The organism is Cobetia sp. MC34, assembly GCF_018340035.1.
Taxonomy (GTDB): Bacteria; Pseudomonadota; Gammaproteobacteria; order Pseudomonadales; family Halomonadaceae; genus Cobetia; species Cobetia amphilecti.
The window spans coordinates 125,746-143,236 of sequence record NZ_JADPPY010000007.1; the positions used below are offsets into that span (position 1 = coordinate 125,746).

Consider the following 17,491-nt stretch of genomic DNA (forward strand, 5'->3'; position numbering starts at 1 on the left):
TTCATTGCCTGTTTTGAAACTCCGGCAAGTGAAACCTTGACGCCGCGCAAGCGCGACGCTTGATCCGAGGTGCTCACACCTCGGGCCAGGCCCTGTGTGACGCCATCTTGCACGGGGCAGGTTGCTGTCTGGCGACAGACGCTGTCGTTGGCTGTGGACTTGTGAGCGCAAGGGCCGGAAGGTAGGGTTAGCAGCCATGAACAGGGCCAGCGCAGGACAACTGCGTGGCCCACTGTCGCGTTACTTTCACAAGGAAGATGATTGATGATTCTGGTCACGGGTGGTGCAGGCTACATCGGCTCTCATACGGTATTGGCGCTCATGGAGGCCGGCCATCAGGTGCTGGTGCTGGACAACCTGTCCAATGCCAGTGAAGCCTCTCTTGCGCGTGTGGCGACGCTTGCCGGGCGCGAAGTGCCGTTCGTCGAAGGAGATATCCGCAACGGCGCGCTGCTCGACAGCCTGTTCGAGCGTCACGATATCGAGGCCGTGGTCCACTTCGCCGGGCTCAAGGCGGTCGGCGAGAGCGTCGCCAAGCCGCTGGCCTACTACGACAACAACGTCAACGGTACCCTGGTGCTGTGTGACGCCATGGCGCGTGCCGGCGTCAAGCGTATCGTGTTCTCTTCCTCCGCCACCGTGTATGGCGATCCGGCCTCCACGCCGATCCGTGAAGACTTCCCGACCTCCGCGACCAACCCCTATGGCCGCTCCAAGCTGATGGTCGAGGAAGTGCTGCGCGACCTGGCCGTCGCGGATGACAGCTGGCGCATCGCGCTGCTGCGCTACTTCAATCCGGTGGGCGCCCACGCATCCGGCACCATCGGTGAGGACCCCAACGGCATTCCCAACAACCTGGTGCCGTATATCAGCCAGGTCGCCGTGGGCCGCCTCGAGGAACTGGCCGTGTTCGGTGATGACTACCCGACGCCGGATGGCACCGGGGTGCGCGACTACATCCACGTCGTCGATCTGGCCGATGGCCACCTCAAGGCGCTGGACTACCTGGCCGGTGATGCGCGGGATGGCGTTCATACCTATAACCTGGGCACCGGGACCGGCTACAGCGTGCTGGACATGGTCAAGGCGTTCGAGAAGGCCAGCGGTCGCCCGGTGCCGTATCGCATCGCACCGCGTCGTGCCGGCGATATCGCCGAGTGCTGGGCAGAGCCGGACAAGGCCTTCAACGAGCTGAAGTGGAAGGCCGAGCTGGGTCTCGACCGCATGATGGCCGACAGCTGGCGTTGGCAGTCACGCAACCCCAACGGCTATCGCAGTGCCTGAAAACTGACACTGCAGGGTCAGTGCGCCGAAGTTGACCGAGCTTGAATTGACCGAGCTTGAGTTGACGGCGCTTGTGTGAAGACCTCTTGAAGCGGTCGCGGGCAGCATCCGCGGCCGCTTTTGCGTATGATGACGGCGGGCCGAAGGGCCCGTGTCGACTCCTTCGAATTCTCTGCGAGACCCCCATGACCCAGTCTGATGTCACCCTCGATCTTGAACTGCTGACGGCCATTGAACAGCTTTGCCGTGAAGCGGGGCAGGCGATACTCGCCGTTGCCCGTGGGGGAGAGCTCGGCACGCGCGCCAAGGCGGATGACAGCCCCGTCACGGCGGCGGATATGGCGGCGCATCATGTGCTGGTCGAGGGGCTGGCCCGTCTGACGCCGCAGATTCCGGTGCTCTCGGAGGAGAGTGACAAGGCCGATATCGCGGCGCGGCGTGACTGGCAGACCTTCTGGCTGGTCGACCCACTGGATGGCACGCGTGAATTCGTCACCGGCAGCGGTGAATACACCGTCAACGTGGCACTGATCCAGGGTTCGCGCAGCGTGCTGGGCGTGGTGGATGCGCCGGTGCTGGAGACGACCTGGAGCGGGCTCGCCGGCGTAGGGGCCTTCCGGGAAGACGCCACCGGGCGTGTCGCGATCACGGTCAGTCCGGAGCCCGAGGTATTGAGAGTCGTGGCCAGCAAGTCGCATCTCGATGCGCGTACGGCGGCGCTGATCGAACGACTGGCACCGGTGGAGAACGTCAGTTGTGGCAGCTCGCTCAAGTTCTGTCGCATCGCGGAAGGCAATGCGGATCTCTATCCGCGCTACGCGCCGACCAGCGAGTGGGACACCGCGGCGGCTCAGGCCGTACTGGAAGCGGCCGGCGGCCAGGTCTTCGATGCCGAGTCATTGCCCGCACAACCGCGTCGTCTGGACTACAACGCCCGCGATACGCTGGTGAATCCCTTCTTCATCGCCTGTGGCCAAGCAGATGGTCGCTGGCGCCAGGCGCTGGAGGTCTGAGGGTGGCCGGGGCTCGACGGCTCGTGCATCCATTGGCCCGCGTGAGGGCTGAAGCGTTCATGTCATGGCGAGGACGCGCATGAAGGGCCTGCTGCAGCGCCTCGTCCGTCGCCTGTTTGCGCGCAGCGATCAGGCGAGCAAACGGGCCGGGGTGATCTCCGCCATCACGCTGGCCCTGCTGGCGAGTCTGGTGCCGCTGATCTATCACGGCTTGCTCGAGGGCGGCCTGATCCTGTTCGGCAATCTGTTGCTGTGGCCGTGTCTGCTGGCGGCGCTGCATCGTCCGCGCTGGCGTTGGCCGGCGCTGGGGCTGATGGCGGCGCTGGGCGTCAATCTCTCCGCAAGCGTGGTCAGCGCCGTCTATTACGATTCCCGCTATGGGCTGGCCTTTGCGCTCAGCTCGCTGGATACCAGCCGCAGCGAATCGATGGCGATGCTGTTCAAGTTCCCGCTGGCCCTGATCGTGCCGCTGGGGTTCTTCCTGCTGGCGCTGTCACTGGGCAATCGCTTCGGGGCGGGGCTGGCTCGCGCCCGGCTGGGCGGGCGCAGCGGAATCGCCTTCGTGCTCTGGATGCTGATGCTGCTGGCCGGTAGCTGGCAGTGGGGGCGGGCCAGCGTGCCGTTGGCCATCACGACGCTGTCGGTCTCGCCGGGCTGGAACCTGGCCACCACCTCGCATGCCTGGTGGGAGAAGGAGCGCTACAAGGCTCTGATGGCGGATGACTATGATTTCGGTGGCGTCTCGCGCAGTCCCGAGGTGTCGGATGACGCCGTCTTCGTCCTGATCATCGGCGAATCCCAGCGCCGCGATCAGCTGTCGCTGTATGGCTATTCCCGCGCGACGACGCCGAATCTCGATGCGCGTCGCGACGAGCTGGTGGTCTTCGATCAGGCCATCGCCCCGGCGCCGCAGACCGTGCTGGCGGTACCGATGCTGGCCAGCCTGACCGACCCGCGGACCTTCTCGCCGCGCTACCTGGACGCCAATCTGATCTCGCTGGCCAATCAGGCCGGCTATCATACCGAGTGGCTGTCGCGCCAGGGGCTCGATATCACTTCCGAGCGCACCTGGATCACCGCCATCGCCCAGCGTGCCGATGTCGCTCGCACCATCATGACCGACTATGACGATGGCTTGCTGGATGCGCTTGATGAGGCGCTGGCGCGCGAGGTCGAGGGGCCGCGGCTGATCGTGCTGCATCTCTACGGCAGTCACCCGCCGGCCAGCCTGCAGTATCCGGACTCACTGCGCTATTTCCTGACCCCGGACAGCCGCTCACCGCTGACCGATGCCTACGATGACAGCATCCGCTTCACGGATCAGGTGATCGAGGGCGTCTTCCAGCGCCTGGAAGGGCGACCCGCTGGCGTGCTCTATCTGTCGGACCACGGCCTCGAGCATGACCCGCTCAGTGACGCCTATGTGCATGGCGGTGATCGCCCCAGTCAGGCGCCGTACCGCATTCCGCTATGGCTGTGGCAGACGGGGCAGGCGCCCAATCCCGCGCGTGAGCTGACGCGCCTGCGCTCGCACGCCGATGAGCCTTTCGCCAGTTTTGACCTGCCCTATCTGGCCAGCGACTGGCTGGGCATCCGCTTCTCCGGTGACAAGCCGTGCCTGTCGCCCTGGGCGGTCTGCTATCAGCCGCGTGAACGTCATCCGGTGCTGGACCAGCTGGGACGATTGAACTTCTATGAAGCCCTGCCGTCGGACTTTCTTTCCCGACCTCTCGCGCCGGGAGCCGAAAAGCTCGAGGAAGCGGTCGAGGCGACCACCGAGCTGCTGGAGCGCCCGGAGTTCATGTCCGGGCAGGGCGCGAAACGCGACGGGCAAGCCCCGCAGCCGGATTCCCGCGTGACGCCGTCGGAGGATTCATCGGCGTTCACCTTGTCACCTGCTTCATTACCTTCAGAAACCCTCAAGGACTGACATGAAAATCACTGTCTTCGGAACAGGCTACGTAGGCCTGGTGACTGGCACCTGTCTGGCCGATGTCGGCCATGACGTGATCTGCATGGACGTAGATGCGGCCAAGATCGATGGCCTCAAGCAAGGCGAGATCCCCATCTTCGAGCCGGGGCTGGAGAGCATGGTGCTGCGCAATGTCGAGGCCGGCCGTCTCAACTTCACCACTGACGCCCGTCAGGCCGTCGAGCATGGCGTGCTGCAGTTCATCGCCGTGGGCACACCGCCGGACGAGGACGGCAGCGCCGACCTCAAGTACGTGCTTGCGGTGGCCGGCACCATCGGTGAGCACATGAATGACTACAAGGTCATCATCGACAAGTCCACCGTGCCGGTGGGCACGGCGGATCGTGTCACGGCGCGAGTCGCCGAAGTGCTCGCCGAGCGCGGCGAAAGTGTCGACTTCGATGTCTGTTCCAACCCGGAATTTCTCAAGGAAGGCGCGGCGCTGGAGGACTTCACGCGTGGCGCGCGCATCGTGGTCGGCACCGATTCCGAGAAGGTGCGTGAGCGCATGCGCGAATGCTACGCGCCCTACAACCGCAATCATGAAAAGCTGATGTTCATGGATGTGCGCGCCGCCGAGCTGACCAAGTACGCCGCCAACGCCATGCTGGCGACCAAGATCAGCTTCATGAACGAGATTTCCAACCTGGCCGAACGCCTGGGTGCGGACATCGAGGAGGTGCGTCGCGGCATCGGCAGTGACCCGCGTATCGGCTACCACTTCATCTATCCCGGTTGTGGTTATGGCGGTTCCTGCTTCCCGAAGGACGTCCAGGCACTGGCGCGTACCGCCAGTCAGGTCGGCTATGACGCCGAGCTGCTGACTGCGGTCGAGTCCGTCAACAAGCGCCAGAAGGTCACGCTGTTCGACAAGCTGTCGCGGGCCTTCGATGGCGACCTCAAGGGCAAGACCATCGCTGTCTGGGGTCTGGCCTTCAAGCCCAACACCGATGACATGCGCGACGCGCCGAGCAGTACGCTGATGGAAGCGCTGTGGGACGCGGGCGCGACCGTGCAGGCCTACGACCCGGAAGCGATGAAGGAATGCCGCCGCATCTACGGCGAGCGTGATGAGCTGGTGCTGGTCGCGGACCGTCAGCAGGCAGTCAAGGGCGCCGATGCGCTGGTGGTGTGCACCGAGTGGAAGGAATTCCGCACCCTGGATGGCGAGTGGCTCAAGGCGCAGCTCGGCTTCCCGGTGGTGGTCGATGGCCGCAACCTGTTCGAGCCCGCCGCCATGAAGGCCGCTGGCCTGATGTACTACGCGGTCGGCCGCGGTGACTCCATGCGCCGCGTGCAGGAGGCGTCGTGAGCACTGGCGCAGGCAAGCTGGCCGCGATCGCCATTCGTCAGGTCGAGAAGAACACCGGTGCCAGCCGCAATGCCTTCGAGCAGGCGGATGCGTTGCGCGCGCTGGGCTATCGCGTGGTGATTCTCGCCGAGCGCGGCAAGCCCGAACTGGCTCGCGCCCACGGCGCGGAACTGGTGCGCCTGTGGCGGTGGCCCTTCAAGGGGGCGTATCGACGTTTCTGGTTCAATCGCCGTGTTCAGGCCTGGGCCAGCCGTCATGCGCCCGACCTGCTGATCAGTCATGGTGACTGCGAAAGCCCGGATACCGTCTATCTGCACAATTGCGTGCACCTTGCCTCGCAGTGCATCCATGGCCGTGAGCTGCCTCGCGACCACGAAGTGGCGGCGATTCATGATCACGTGCTCAAGGGTGGCAAGTTCCGTCAGGTTGCGGTCAATTCGCGCATGATGGGCGAGGATCTGATGGTGCGCTACGGTATCGCGCCTGAGCGGATCGAGATCAGCTACCCGGGCTATGACCCGGTGCAATTCACGGTCGAGCGCGCGCGCGCAGGGCGCACCGCCCAGCGTGAGGCATTGGGCGTGGCTGAGGATGAGCTGCTGGTCGGTCTGGTGTCATCCGGCAACTTCACCAAGCGCAACGTGGCCGGGTTCGTGGCGATGGCGGCGCTGATGGAGCAGGCCTCACCGGGCCGCTATCGCTTCCTGGTAGTAGGCAAGGATGATGCCGCGCCTTACCAGCAGCAGGCCAAGGAGGCGGGCATCGCCGAGCGCATGATCTGGCGCTCGACCATTCCCGAGGTCGAGACGCTCTATGGTGCGCTGGACCTGTTCGTGATGCCGGCCCATATCGAGGAGTTCGGGCGTGTCGCGCTGGAGGCGATGGCCTGTGGTGCGCCGGTGCTGCTCAATGCGCGGGTTGGCTCGGCTGAGCTGCTCGATGACCACCCTGAGCTGGTCATGGCGGCAGAGTCCACGCCACAGCAGTGGGCCGAGCGCTGCACCCATCTGCTCGAGAGCGACACGCAGGCGCTGAGCGCTGCGCTGGCCAGTCTGGCACGCAATTACTCGCATCAGGCGCAGAATCTCAAGCTCAAGGCCAGCTTCGAGGCCTTGATGGCGGGGCGGTGAAGATCTGCGCTGACAGATGGATCGCTCGCGTGCCGGACGAAGCATGAGTGCGACAGAGAAAAGCGTGCAAGAGTGAATGACGCGACTGGCCCCGTATCCCTGATGCGGGGCCTTTTGTTGACGCAAGGGGTGGGCGAGGGCGGGCTGCGTGGTCATCGGTCGCAGTGCCCCGCCTTGGGTGTCGCGTGTGCAGTCCCTATACTCATGGCTTGTTTACCGCAGGAGAAAGGCATGTCCCTGACTATCAGCATCATTCTGGCCGTCATCGCGATCATCATCATCGCGGGATTGGCGTTCTATGCCCTCAAGCTGCGCCGCGAGGTCAAGGTGCGTGAGGCGCGTCGTGAGCAAGAGCTCATCCAGGCGCGCGCCAACTGTCTGGAAAGCCTCGAAGCCATCGCACGCGCCATGCAGGCCGGGCAGGTCGACATGGTGGAAGGCGGTCTGCGCTGCAAGGTACTGATCGAGATTCTCGATACCAGGCTGGCAGAAGATGACGTGCTCTCGGTCTTCGGTGTCCTGCATGGGCGGGTCTCACACCTGCACACCCATTCGGCGCGCAAGGAGCTGTCGCCGCGTGAGCGTCTGGCCGAAGACAAGGAGCGCATCGCCGTCGAGGAAGCGCTGGCGGAGTCGCTGCAACTGGCGGCGAGTCGCGTGCTAAGCAACATGGAGTTCTGGCATCAGCATTACCTGGGGCGCAAGCGTCCCGCTTCGCCAGCAGATCTGGGGCAGGCCGTCTGATGAGTCTTCACGAGGCAGGCATGAACACGACACTTTCCTTGCTGGGCACGCCGCTGGCCGAGCTGCGTCACGCCCTGCACCGCTCACCGGAACTCTCCGGACAGGAAGCCGCCACGGCGGCCTGCATCGCCGGCTGGATGCAGGAGGCCGGCGCCGAGGTGGTCAGCGGGCTGGGCGGGCACGGTCTGGCCGCCATCTTCCGCGGCGCCGAGCCAGGCCCGCGCGTCATGCTGCGCTGTGAGCTGGATGCGCTGCCCATCGATGAGGCGCCACGCGGCGACTGGTCCTCCTGTCACCCGCATGTCGGGCACCTGTGTGGCCATGACGGCCACATGAGCTGGATGCTGGGCGTGGCGCAGCGCCTGGCGGCGTCTCCGGTCGCGAGGGGCGAGGTAGTGTTGCTTTTCCAGCCTGCCGAGGAAACCGGCGAAGGTGCGCGTGCCGTCGTGCGCAGCAAGGCCTTTGCCGCACTCAAGCCGGATTATCTTTACTCGTGTCATAACTTGCCGGGGCGCCCTCTCGGGGAGGTCAGTGTGCGCGACCATGCCTTCACCTGTGCTTCACGTGGCATGATCGTGCGCCTTTCCGGGCTCTGTGCGCATGCAGCTCACCCGGAAAATGGTCGCAGCCCGGCGATGGCCATGTGTCGCATCATGCAAGGCCTGTCGCGGCTGCCGTTGCAATTTGCCGATGAGACCGGACTTGCCATGGTGACCCTGATCCATGCGCGGCTGGGCGAGGTCGCGTTCGGCACCTCGCCGGGCGACGCCGAGGTGATGGTCACCCTGCGCACTGAAAGCGATGACATGATGAAGGCACTGGCTGAAGCGGCGGTCTCACTGGCGCGCAGCGAGGCGGAAGAAGACCGTCTGGGCATCGATGTGGACTGGTGTGACACCTTCGATGCAACCTGGAATTCTCCCGAGGCGAACGACATGATTCGCCGTGTAGCACGACAGCAAGGTATTGATTGCGTGGAACTTCCTCAGGCGCATCGCTGGTCCGAGGACTTTGGCGTGCTGGCACGAGACTGCCATGCCGCCATGTTCACATTTGGCGCAGGTGAGGAAATGCCGGGGCTTCACCACCCCGATTACGATTTTCCTGATACGCTGTTGGCGCCCGGCGTCGAGATCTTCGAGGGGCTGGTGCGCCAGCACCTTGGAAAAGGGTAAAACAGGGGTTTTACAGCGTCGCCATTCTGATACAGTTAGTGTCAAAGTTTTTCGACGTTGCAAAAAACACTGTTTTCCTTCAACGTATGCCTGAGGATCGGTACCGTTTTCAAGGGAAACAGACCCGATCAGAGCTGGAAGGACGCACCTGCATGTGCTTTCTTCTTAAAGGAAGATTTGAATAAAATTCCTTTCATCGTAACGAGTTCGGCTCTTATACTGAGTCGATACGTAACACCCTCGTTACATATTGCGCTGTGTTAAGAAGGAGTCTTACATGAAAAGATCTACGACTGGCCTGGTTCTGGGTTCTGCATTGGTTGTTGGCCTGTCTGGCTGCGCAAGCTCTGCTTCCCAGTCTTCATCTGCTGAGAAGCCCTGGTACAGCCAGCCGTTCGTCTGCGGTCTGGCCGGTGGCCTGATCGGTGGCGGGATTGGTTACGGCGTCTCTGGCGACAGCGACGAAGACACCGGCGCTTCTCTGGGTGCTGTCGGCGGCGCGACCGCTGGCGCACTGCTGTGTGCTGACGATGCTCCGAAGTCCATGGACGACGATGGCGACGGCGTGCCGAACGACCGTGACGAATGCCCGGGGACTCCGGCAGGCGTCGCTGTTGATGCGAAAGGCTGCCCGCTGGACACCGACGGTGACGGCGTTGCTGACTACAAGGACCAGTGCCCGGGTACTCCGGCCGGCGTCACTGTTGACGCGAAAGGCTGCCCGCTCGATTCCGACGGTGACGGCGTGCCGGACTACCAGGACCAGTGCCCGAACACCCCGGCCGGCGCCAAGGTCAATGCTATGGGCTGTGTCGCTGACCTCGTCCTGCGTGACGTGAACTTCGAGTTCGACTCCGCCAAGCTGACTGCCAACGCCGAGAAAGTGCTGAACGGTGTGGCGGCCAAGCTGGTCTCCAACGAGAACGTCCGCGTTCGCGTCGAAGGTCACACTGACTCCGTGGGTTCTGACTCCTACAACAAGCAGCTGTCCCAGAAGCGTGCTGACTCCGTGAAGGCCTACCTGGCTTCCGAAGGTGTTGGCGCCAACCGTATCCAGACTGTGGGTTACGGTGAAGAGCAGCCGGTCGCCAGCAACGATACCGCTGCAGGCCGTGCCGAAAACCGTCGTGTCGAGCTTGCTGAAGTCAAGTAAGCCGATCGCGGTAAGCTGAATCAGACGGGGCGCCTCAGGGCGCCCCGTCTGCGTTCGTGTCGTGCATGGCCTCCAGTGGCTCAAGCGTATCTTTACGACTTTTGAACGGGCTGCTAAGGTCTTGCCTCGTTCATGTTCCCGCGTTATGTGTCCACACCCTGACTGGTCGCTCGATCATCATGGGGCAGTGGGCGGCGCCCCAGGCATTGTAGGCCGGGGTCAGTAACGCGAGGGCGTGATCGTCATTGCCCCCATTTCGAGCCGACGCCCCGCGTTCGGCCAAATTCGCTTCACGTGACCCTTGGTAAGGGCCACCACTGAACGCAAGGAATTCTTCATGCCTATCGTTACTCTGCCTGACGGCAGCCAGCGTACCTTCGATACCCCGATTTCCGTGATGCAGCTGGCCGAGTCCATCGGTCCTGGTCTTGCCAAGGCCTGTGTGGCTGGCAAGATCAATGGCGTCGAGGTCGATGCCGCTGACATGATCACCGAAGACGCCAACGTCGCCATTCTCACGGCGCGTGATGCGGAAGGCCTGGACGTGATTCGTCACTCCTGCGCGCACCTGATCGGTCATGCTGTCAAGCAGCTCTACCCGGAGGCCAAGATGGCCATCGGCCCGGTCATCGATGACGGTTTCTATTACGACATCGACTTTGGCCGCTCGGTCACCCCGGAAGATCTCGAGACCATCGAGAAGCGCATGAAGCAGCTGATCGACAGCGAGTACGATGTGGTGCGTGAGTATGTCTCGCGTGACCAGGCCATGGCCGCTTTCGAGAAGCGCGATGAGCCGTACAAGCAGGAGATCATCGAGGGCATCGGCGAAGGCGACACCATCCGCCTTTACCATCACGAAGAATACACCGACATGTGCCGCGGCCCGCACGTGCCGAATACCCGTCACCTCAAGCACTTCCAGCTGCTCAAGCTGGCCGGTGCCTACTGGCGTGGTGATTCCACCAAGCCGATGCTGACCCGCATCTATGGCACCGCCTGGCCGGACAAGAAGCAGCTCAAGGCCTACCTCAAGCGTCTCGAGGAAGCCGAGAAGCGCGATCACCGCAAACTGGCCAAGAAGCTGGACCTCTTCCATATGCAGGAAGAAGCGCCGGGCATGGTGTTCTGGCATCCGAATGGCTGGACCATGTACCAGGTGCTCGAGCAGTACATGCGTCGTATCCAGCGTGCCAATGGCTACCAGGAGATCAAGACGCCGCAGGTGGTCGATCTTTCGCTGTGGAAGAAGTCCGGGCACTGGGGGCATTACAACGAGCTGATGTTCACCACCGAGTCCGAGAAGCGTGAGTACGCGGTCAAGCCGATGAACTGCCCGTGTCACGTCCAGGTCTTCAATCAGGGCCTGAAGAGCTACCGTGACCTGCCGCTGCGTCTGGCCGAGTTCGGCTCCTGCCACCGCAACGAGCCGTCCGGCTCTCTGCATGGCCTGATGCGTGTGCGTGGCTTCACCCAGGATGACGCCCACATCTTCTGTACCGAGAATCAGGTCGAGTCCGAGGCCGAGGACTTCATCCGTCTGACGCTGGAAGTCTACCGTCAGTTCGGCTTCGAAGACGTCGAACTGAAGCTCTCCACCCGTCCGGAATCCTTCATCGGTGAGCCGGAAGCGTGGGACAAGGCCGAAGCCGGCCTGCAGGCAGCACTGGATGCGACTGGCCTGCCGTGGGAGCTGCAGCCGGGTGAGGGGGCCTTCTATGGACCAAAGATTGAATTCTCTCTGCGAGATTGTCTGAATCGTGTCTGGCAGTGTGGTACTCTACAGCTCGACTTCAATCTGCCTGAGCGTCTCAGTGCCCAGTTTGTCGATGAAAGTGGAGAGCGTCGCATGCCGGTCATGTTGCACCGCGCGATTCTCGGCTCCTTCGAGCGCTTCCTCGGCATCCTGATCGAGCACCACGCAGGCGCGATGCCATTCTGGCTCGCCCCGGAGCAGGTTGTCGTAATGAATATCACGGATTCCCAGGCAGAATATGCCAAGGATCTGGTCTCCCGCCTCGAGAAACATGACATCCGTGTCAAAGCAGACTTGAGGAACGAGAAGATCGGCTTTAAAATCCGTGAGCATACTCTGCAGAAGGTTCCTTACCTCATCGTCGTTGGCGACAAGGAAGTGGAAGCTGATGCAGTAGCTGTCAGAACCCGTTCCGGTGAAGACCTCGGCACCATGAAAGTTTCAGAATTCATGGAACGCCTGAAGGAAGAACAGGTCTGACAGTAACGAATTTCAGCCAAACGGAGACGCAACGATCAAGCGGAATAATCAGCGCGGACGCCCCCAGGAAAAGCGGGCTCCCATCAATGACCGTATTCGTGCGGACGAAGTCCGCCTCATCGACGCAGATGGCGAGCAGGTTGGCGTAGTGTCAACCAAAGATGCGCTTGTCAAGGCCGAAGAGGCAGGGCTCGACCTCGTCCAGATTTCCAATGCCGACCCCATCGTCTGCAAGATCATGGATTACGGCAAGTTTCTTTTCGACGAGAAGAAACAGAAGAATCTGCAGAAGAAGAAGCAGAAACAGATCCAGGTCAAGGAAGTCAAATTCCGTCCTGGTACCGATGAAGGCGATTATCAGGTCAAGCTACGCAACCTGACTCGCTTCATCGAAGGCGGAGACAAGGGTAAGGTAACCTTGCGCTTCCGTGGTCGCGAAATGGCGCACCAGGACATCGGCCGCAAGCTGATGGAACGGATCGCCGGCGACCTCTCGGAGCTCGTGACCGTCGAGTCCTTCCCGAAAATGGAAGGCCGTCAGATGATCATGATTCTCGCGCCTAAAAAGAAGTGATCCATAGGCAGTAAAACGGACACATCAGGGTCACGCCTGCGGGCGTGGCTCTTTTTGTCGGCCCTGGATTTTCTCAAGAAACCGAGCGGAGTTAATACTCATGCCGAAGATCAAGACTAACCGCGGCGCTGCCAAGCGCTTCAAGAAGACTGCCAACGGCTTCAAGCACAAGCAGTCCTTCCGTAGCCACATCCTGACCAAGAAGTCGACCAAGCGTAAGCGTCAGCTGCGTGGCATGAAGCAGGTTCACGCTGCAGACAAGGCGCTGATCCAGCGCATGCTGCCGAACCTGTAAGCCGTCCTTACCTCGGTCCAACTTTCTTAATATCAGGAGTACGCTATGTCCCGCGTCAAGCGTGGCGTCGTCGCACGTCGCCGTCACAAGAAGATCATGAAGCAGGCCAAGGGTTACTACGGAGCGCGTTCACGCGTCTTCCGCGTAGCCAAGCAGGCTGTCATCAAGGCCGGCCAGTACGCTTACCGTGACCGTCGTGTCCGCAAGCGTCAGTTCCGTGCCCTGTGGATCGCGCGTATCAACGCTGCGGCCCGCATCAATGGCATGTCCTACAGCCGCTTCATCGCTGGCCTGAAGAAGGCCAATATCGAGATCGACCGCAAGGTCCTCGCCGATATCGCGGTTCACGAAAAAGCTGCCTTTGCTGCCATCGTCGAGAAGGCCAAGGCTGCTCAGTAAGTGACCGGATCAGATGTCGCCCAGTCCCGGCGAGCCGCTCATGTGGCGAACCGGGCCGTGACTGTCGAATGCTTGCATTGGACAACTCAGGCGGTATCGAGATGACGTGTTACGTCACAGGGGAAGAGCAGCCGCTCTTCCCCTGTTTTTGTTTGGCCTGCCGTCAGAGAGCCGGCGGTGGGTCAGCAGCGACATGAACGGGATTGGCCGCGTTGTGGGCCGGTCTCTGGCAAGGGCGCGATCGTCTGTGTGACTCACCGCAGGCGGAGCGCTCTCCCTGCCGACCTTCGGGTCGGCGCGACTTCCATTGGTGGCGGACATTGCCGCGCCAGTGACTCAAGCGATCGGAGCTGAACGGATGGAACATCTTTCCACCCTGGTGGACGAAGCACGCACCGCGATCCAGGCGGCCGAAGACGTCCAGACCCTCGACGAGGTACGGGTACGTTTTCTCGGCAAGAAGGGCGAGATCACCGCACTGCTCAAGGGCCTCGGCAAGCTGTCCCCCGAAGAGCGTCCCAAGGCCGGTGAGACCATCAACGAAGCCAAGCAGCTGCTGAGTGGCGAGTTGGATGCACGTCGCAATACGCTGGAAACGGCGGCGCTCAATGCGCGTCTTGCCGCCGAGCGCGTCGATGTGACCCTGCCGGGCCGTGGTGAGCCGGTAGGCGGCCTGCACCCGGTCACCCGCACGCTTGAGCGTATCGAAAGCTTCTTCTCGCACATCGGTTACGGTGTCGCTGAAGGGCCGGAAATCGAAGATGACCATCACAACTTCGAAGCGCTGAACATCCCGTCGCATCACCCGGCGCGCGCGATGCATGACACCTTCTATTTCGATGCCACGCGTCTTCTGCGCACTCACACCTCACCGGTCCAGGTACGCAGCATGAAGGCCAGTGAGCCGCCGCTGCGCATCGTCTGCCCGGGTCGCGTCTATCGCTGCGACTCCGATCTGACCCATACCCCGATGTTCCATCAGGTCGAGGGTCTGCTGGTCGACGAGAATGTCAGCTTCGCCGACCTCAAGGGCACCGTCGAAGAGTTCCTGCATGCCTTCTTCGAGCGTGATGACCTGGAAGTGCGCTTCCGCCCGTCCTACTTCCCGTTCACCGAACCGTCCGCTGAAGTCGATATCCAGTGCGTGATGTGTGCCGGTGACGGCTGTCGTGTCTGCTCCCACACCGGCTGGCTCGAGGTGATGGGGTGCGGCATGGTGCATCCGGAAGTCTTCCGTCACTCCGGTATCGATAGCGAGCGCTTCCGCGGCTTCGCCTTCGGCATGGGCGTGGAGCGTCTGGCGATGCTGCGTTACGGCGTCAACGACCTGCGGTTGTTCTTCGAGAACGACCTGCGTTTCCTTCGCCAGTTCAGCTAGGCACTCATTCACGTATCGCGCCTTGAGGGCGTGAACTTACGGAACAGGACAGCAAGATGAAATTTTCCGAACAGTGGCTGCGTGAGTGGGTGTCGCCGGAACTGAATACCCAGCAGCTGGCCGATCAGGTCACCATGGCCGGTCTGGAAGTCGATGGTATCGAAGCGGTCGCCGGTGAGTTCACCAGTGTGGTCGTGGCCGAGGTCAAGGACAAGCAACCGCACCCGGAGGCCGATCGCCTCAATGTCTGCCAGGTGGATGATGGCAGTGGTGCACTGGTGCAGGTCGTCTGTGGCGCGCCGAATGTCGCCACTGGCCAGAAGGTGCTCTTCGCTCAGGTCGGCGCCAAGCTGCCGGGCGACTTCAAGATTCGCAAGGCCAAGCTGCGCGGTGTCGAATCCCGCGGCATGATCTGCGGTGCCTCCGAGCTGGGTCTGGAAGCCGAAGCCTCCGACGGCATCATGGTGCTGGCCGCGGACGCGCCGGTGGGCCGTGATGCCCGTGACTTCCTGAATCTTGACGACAACGCCATCGAGGTCGATCTGACCCCGAACCGCGGCGACTGCCTGAGCGTCAAGGGTCTGGCGCGTGAAGTCGGCGTGCTCAACCGTCTCGCCGTCACGGCGCCGAGCATTGAGCCGGTCGCCGCCCAGATCGACGATACCTTCCCGGTCACCGTCAGCGCGCCAGAGGCGTGCCCGCGCTATCTGGGACGTGTCGTGCGTGACGTCAATGTCGCCGCGACCTCGCCGCTGTGGCTCGAGGAGCGTCTGCGTCGCAGTGGCATCCGCAGCATCGACCCCGTCGTCGACGTCACCAACTACGTGCTGCTCGAACTCGGCCAGCCGATGCACGCCTTCGATCTGGCACGCCTGAACGGTGGCATCGAGGTGCGCATGGCAGCCGCTGAAGAGCCGCTGACGTTGCTCGACGGTCAGGAAGTCGCGCTGCGTGACGACACTCTGGTCATCGCCGATGAGAAGGGCCCGCTGGCCATCGCCGGTGTGATGGGTGGCGAAGGCAGTGGCGTGAACGCCGAGACGCGCGACATCTTCTTCGAGTCGGCCTTCTTCGCGCCGTTGAGCGTCGCTGGCAAGGCGCGCAGCTACGGCCTGCACACCGACAGCTCGCATCGTTTCGAGCGTGGTGTGGACGCCCAGTTGCAGCGTGATGCCATCGAGCGCGCGACGGCCCTGCTGCTCGAGATCACCGGCGGCAAGCCGGGCCCGATCATCGAGGTCGCCAGCGACGTAGCACTGCCCAAGGCCGCCGTCGTCAGCCTGAGCGGCGCCAGTGTCGAGCGTACGCTGGGCATGGCACTGCCGGATGACGAGATCGTCGAGATTCTCGAGCGTCTGGGCATGCAGGTCGCCGCGAATGGCGATAGCCAATGGCAGGTGACGGTGCCGAGCTGGCGTTTCGATGTCAGCATCGAGGCTGACCTGATCGAAGAGCTGGCGCGCATCCATGGCTACAACAATCTGCCGGTCAGCCGCCCGAACGCGCGTCTGGCGCCGGCCGTGGCCAATGAGACCACCCAGCCGCTGACCAGCCTGCGTCGTCAGCTGGTGGCGCGGGGCTATCAGGAAGCGATCAGCTACAGCTTCGTCGCCCCTGAGCTGCAGAAGACGCTGGACCCGCAAGGGGTGGCGCCGGCACTGGCCAACCCGATTTCCAGCGACATGGCCGTGATGCGCAGCTCACTGCTGCCGGGGCTGGTCAAGGCGCTGAGCCACAACCTCAATCGTCAGCAGTCGCGCGTGCGCCTGTTCGAGACCGGGCTTGTGTTCCGTGGCGAGCTGGACTCCCTCGAGCAGACGCCGATGATCGGCGGCCTGATCACCGGTGCACGTCTGCCGGAAGGCTGGAATGGCGGTCGTGACAAGGTCGACTTCTTCGATCTCAAAGGCGATGTCGAGGCATTGCTGGCACTGGGCGGCAATCTGGATGCCTGGCGCTTCGAAGCCGCCGAGCATCCGGCACTGCACCCGGGCCAGTGCGCTCAGCTGTTCTTCAATGGCGAGCCGGCAGGCTGGATGGGTGCCCTGCACCCGGCGGCGCGCGCCGAGCTTGGCCTGAAGGTCGAGGTGTTCGTGTTCGAGATCACGTTGGCCTCTGCCTGCGCGGGCCGTCTGCCGCGCTTCGCGCCGCTCTCCAAGTATCCGGAAGTGCGCCGTGACCTGGCCTTCGTGGTCGAAGAGGGCGTTCACGTGCAGTCGCTGCTCGACGCCATCCGCTCGCAAGCCGGTGAATGGCTGACGGACCTGCGCCTGTTTGACGTCTATCAGGGTCAGGGGGTAGCCGATGGTCACAAGTCGCTCGCCCTGGGCTTGACCTGGCAGCATCCTTCGCGCACGCTGAATGATGAGGAAATCAATCAGTTAGTCGATGCGATCGTCACCGATGGCCACACACGTTTCGGGGCGGCGCTGAGAGCATGAGTCGCCACTTGAACGAGGGAGCGGACATGGGAGCGTTGACCAAGGCGGAACTTGCCGAGCATCTGCACGCAGAACTCGGCATGTCCAAGCGCGAAGCCAAGTCGATGGTAGAGGTATTCTTCGACGAGATTCGCGGTTGCCTGCGGGAAAATGAACAGGTGAAGCTGTCCGGTTTCGGCAACTTCGATCTACGTGACAAGCGCGAACGTCCGGGGCGCAATCCCAAGACAGGCGAGGAGATTCCGATCTCCGCGCGTCGCGTGGTGACATTCCGCCCAGGTCAGAAGCTCAAGGCCCGAGTGGATGAGTACGATGGCGAGACGCACGCACATCAGCGTCTTGAAGAGCATGATGACCACGATGATCATGATGATGATCACTGAGG

15 protein-coding genes are annotated in these 17,491 nt (G+C 62.6%); all 15 read left to right on the forward strand.

Translation table 11 applies throughout. The features are described from left to right. Positions 1 to 261 precede the first annotated feature (261 nt). The 15 genes from galE (at position 262) to ihfA (ending at position 17,489) form a co-directional block, all read left to right on the forward strand. Positions 262 to 1,284 carry a UDP-glucose 4-epimerase GalE gene (galE, locus tag IZU87_RS06050; RefSeq protein WP_213113991.1) on the forward strand — a complete coding sequence of 341 codons (1,023 nt, stop codon included), beginning with the start codon at positions 262 to 264 and terminating at the stop codon, positions 1,282 to 1,284. Between the two features lie 185 nt (positions 1,285 to 1,469). Beyond that, positions 1,470 to 2,297, forward strand: a complete 828-nt coding sequence (cysQ, locus tag IZU87_RS06055) for a 3'(2'),5'-bisphosphate nucleotidase CysQ (protein WP_213113992.1) — start codon at positions 1,470 to 1,472, stop codon at positions 2,295 to 2,297. A 79-nt stretch (positions 2,298 to 2,376) separates the two neighbouring features. Further along, positions 2,377 to 4,227 carry a sulfatase-like hydrolase/transferase gene (locus IZU87_RS06060; protein WP_213113993.1) on the forward strand — a complete coding sequence of 617 codons (1,851 nt, stop codon included), beginning with the start codon at positions 2,377 to 2,379 and terminating at the stop codon, positions 4,225 to 4,227. 1 nt (position 4,228) lies between these two features. After that, a complete protein-coding gene (locus IZU87_RS06065) occupies positions 4,229 to 5,581 on the forward strand; it encodes a UDP-glucose dehydrogenase family protein (RefSeq protein WP_213113994.1) in 1,353 nt (450 codons plus the stop codon). Then, a complete protein-coding gene (locus IZU87_RS06070; protein ID WP_213113995.1) occupies positions 5,578 to 6,711 on the forward strand; it encodes a glycosyltransferase family 4 protein in 1,134 nt (377 codons plus the stop codon). The genes IZU87_RS06065 and IZU87_RS06070 overlap by 4 nt, the downstream gene beginning before the upstream one ends. A 231-nt stretch (positions 6,712 to 6,942) precedes the next feature. Further along, a complete protein-coding gene (locus IZU87_RS06075; protein WP_213113996.1) occupies positions 6,943 to 7,455 on the forward strand; it encodes a DUF2489 domain-containing protein in 513 nt (170 codons plus the stop codon). Between the two features lie 20 nt (positions 7,456 to 7,475). Continuing rightward, positions 7,476 to 8,630 carry an amidohydrolase gene (locus tag IZU87_RS06080; RefSeq protein WP_213113997.1) on the forward strand — a complete coding sequence of 385 codons (1,155 nt, stop codon included), beginning with the start codon at positions 7,476 to 7,478 and terminating at the stop codon, positions 8,628 to 8,630. Between the two features lie 277 nt (positions 8,631 to 8,907). Then, positions 8,908 to 9,783 carry an OmpA family protein gene (locus IZU87_RS06085; RefSeq protein WP_213113998.1) on the forward strand — a complete coding sequence of 292 codons (876 nt, stop codon included), beginning with the start codon at positions 8,908 to 8,910 and terminating at the stop codon, positions 9,781 to 9,783. Positions 9,784 to 10,120: 337 nt separating this feature from the next. After that, the gene (thrS, locus tag IZU87_RS06090; protein ID WP_043335653.1) at positions 10,121 to 12,019 is read left to right on the forward strand and encodes a threonine--tRNA ligase; all 1,899 of its coding nucleotides are present in this window, start codon (positions 10,121 to 10,123) and stop codon (positions 12,017 to 12,019) included. Positions 12,020 to 12,053: 34 nt separating this feature from the next. Further along, complete coding sequence (gene infC, locus IZU87_RS06095) at positions 12,054 to 12,593, forward strand: translation initiation factor IF-3 (protein WP_082388253.1); 540 nt, start codon at positions 12,054 to 12,056, stop codon at positions 12,591 to 12,593. Between the two features lie 100 nt (positions 12,594 to 12,693). Beyond that, a complete protein-coding gene (gene rpmI, locus IZU87_RS06100) occupies positions 12,694 to 12,888 on the forward strand; it encodes a 50S ribosomal protein L35 (RefSeq protein ID WP_043335648.1) in 195 nt (64 codons plus the stop codon). A gap of 45 nt (positions 12,889 to 12,933) precedes the next feature. Continuing rightward, positions 12,934 to 13,287 (forward strand): 50S ribosomal protein L20, encoded by a 354-nt coding sequence (rplT, locus tag IZU87_RS06105; RefSeq protein ID WP_043335644.1) that lies wholly within the window; start codon positions 12,934 to 12,936, stop codon positions 13,285 to 13,287. A 358-nt stretch (positions 13,288 to 13,645) separates the two neighbouring features. Then, positions 13,646 to 14,665 (forward strand): phenylalanine--tRNA ligase subunit alpha, encoded by a 1,020-nt coding sequence (pheS, locus tag IZU87_RS06110; RefSeq protein WP_043335643.1) that lies wholly within the window; start codon positions 13,646 to 13,648, stop codon positions 14,663 to 14,665. A 56-nt stretch (positions 14,666 to 14,721) separates the two neighbouring features. Then, positions 14,722 to 17,106, forward strand: a complete 2,385-nt coding sequence (gene pheT, locus IZU87_RS06115; protein WP_213113999.1) for a phenylalanine--tRNA ligase subunit beta — start codon at positions 14,722 to 14,724, stop codon at positions 17,104 to 17,106. Positions 17,107 to 17,132: 26 nt separating this feature from the next. Further along, entirely contained in the window at positions 17,133 to 17,489 is a 357-nt protein-coding gene (gene ihfA / locus IZU87_RS06120; RefSeq protein WP_107336300.1) for an integration host factor subunit alpha, read from the forward strand. Positions 17,490 to 17,491 lie beyond the last annotated feature (2 nt).

Coding starts and splice junctions, on each gene's coding strand:
- cysQ (WP_213113992.1), top strand. CDS start 1,470: ATGACCCAGTCTGATGTCACCCTCGATCTTGAACTGCTGACGGCCATT.
- IZU87_RS06060 (WP_213113993.1), top strand. CDS start 2,377: ATGAAGGGCCTGCTGCAGCGCCTCGTCCGTCGCCTGTTTGCGCGCAGC.
- IZU87_RS06065 (WP_213113994.1), top strand. CDS start 4,229: ATGAAAATCACTGTCTTCGGAACAGGCTACGTAGGCCTGGTGACTGGC.
- IZU87_RS06075 (WP_213113996.1), top strand. CDS start 6,943: ATGTCCCTGACTATCAGCATCATTCTGGCCGTCATCGCGATCATCATC.
- IZU87_RS06080 (WP_213113997.1), top strand. CDS start 7,476: ATGAACACGACACTTTCCTTGCTGGGCACGCCGCTGGCCGAGCTGCGT.
- IZU87_RS06085 (WP_213113998.1), top strand. CDS start 8,908: ATGAAAAGATCTACGACTGGCCTGGTTCTGGGTTCTGCATTGGTTGTT.
- thrS (WP_043335653.1), top strand. CDS start 10,121: ATGCCTATCGTTACTCTGCCTGACGGCAGCCAGCGTACCTTCGATACC.
- rpmI (WP_043335648.1), top strand. CDS start 12,694: ATGCCGAAGATCAAGACTAACCGCGGCGCTGCCAAGCGCTTCAAGAAG.
- rplT (WP_043335644.1), top strand. CDS start 12,934: ATGTCCCGCGTCAAGCGTGGCGTCGTCGCACGTCGCCGTCACAAGAAG.
- pheS (WP_043335643.1), top strand. CDS start 13,646: ATGGAACATCTTTCCACCCTGGTGGACGAAGCACGCACCGCGATCCAG.
- pheT (WP_213113999.1), top strand. CDS start 14,722: ATGAAATTTTCCGAACAGTGGCTGCGTGAGTGGGTGTCGCCGGAACTG.
- ihfA (WP_107336300.1), top strand. CDS start 17,133: ATGGGAGCGTTGACCAAGGCGGAACTTGCCGAGCATCTGCACGCAGAA.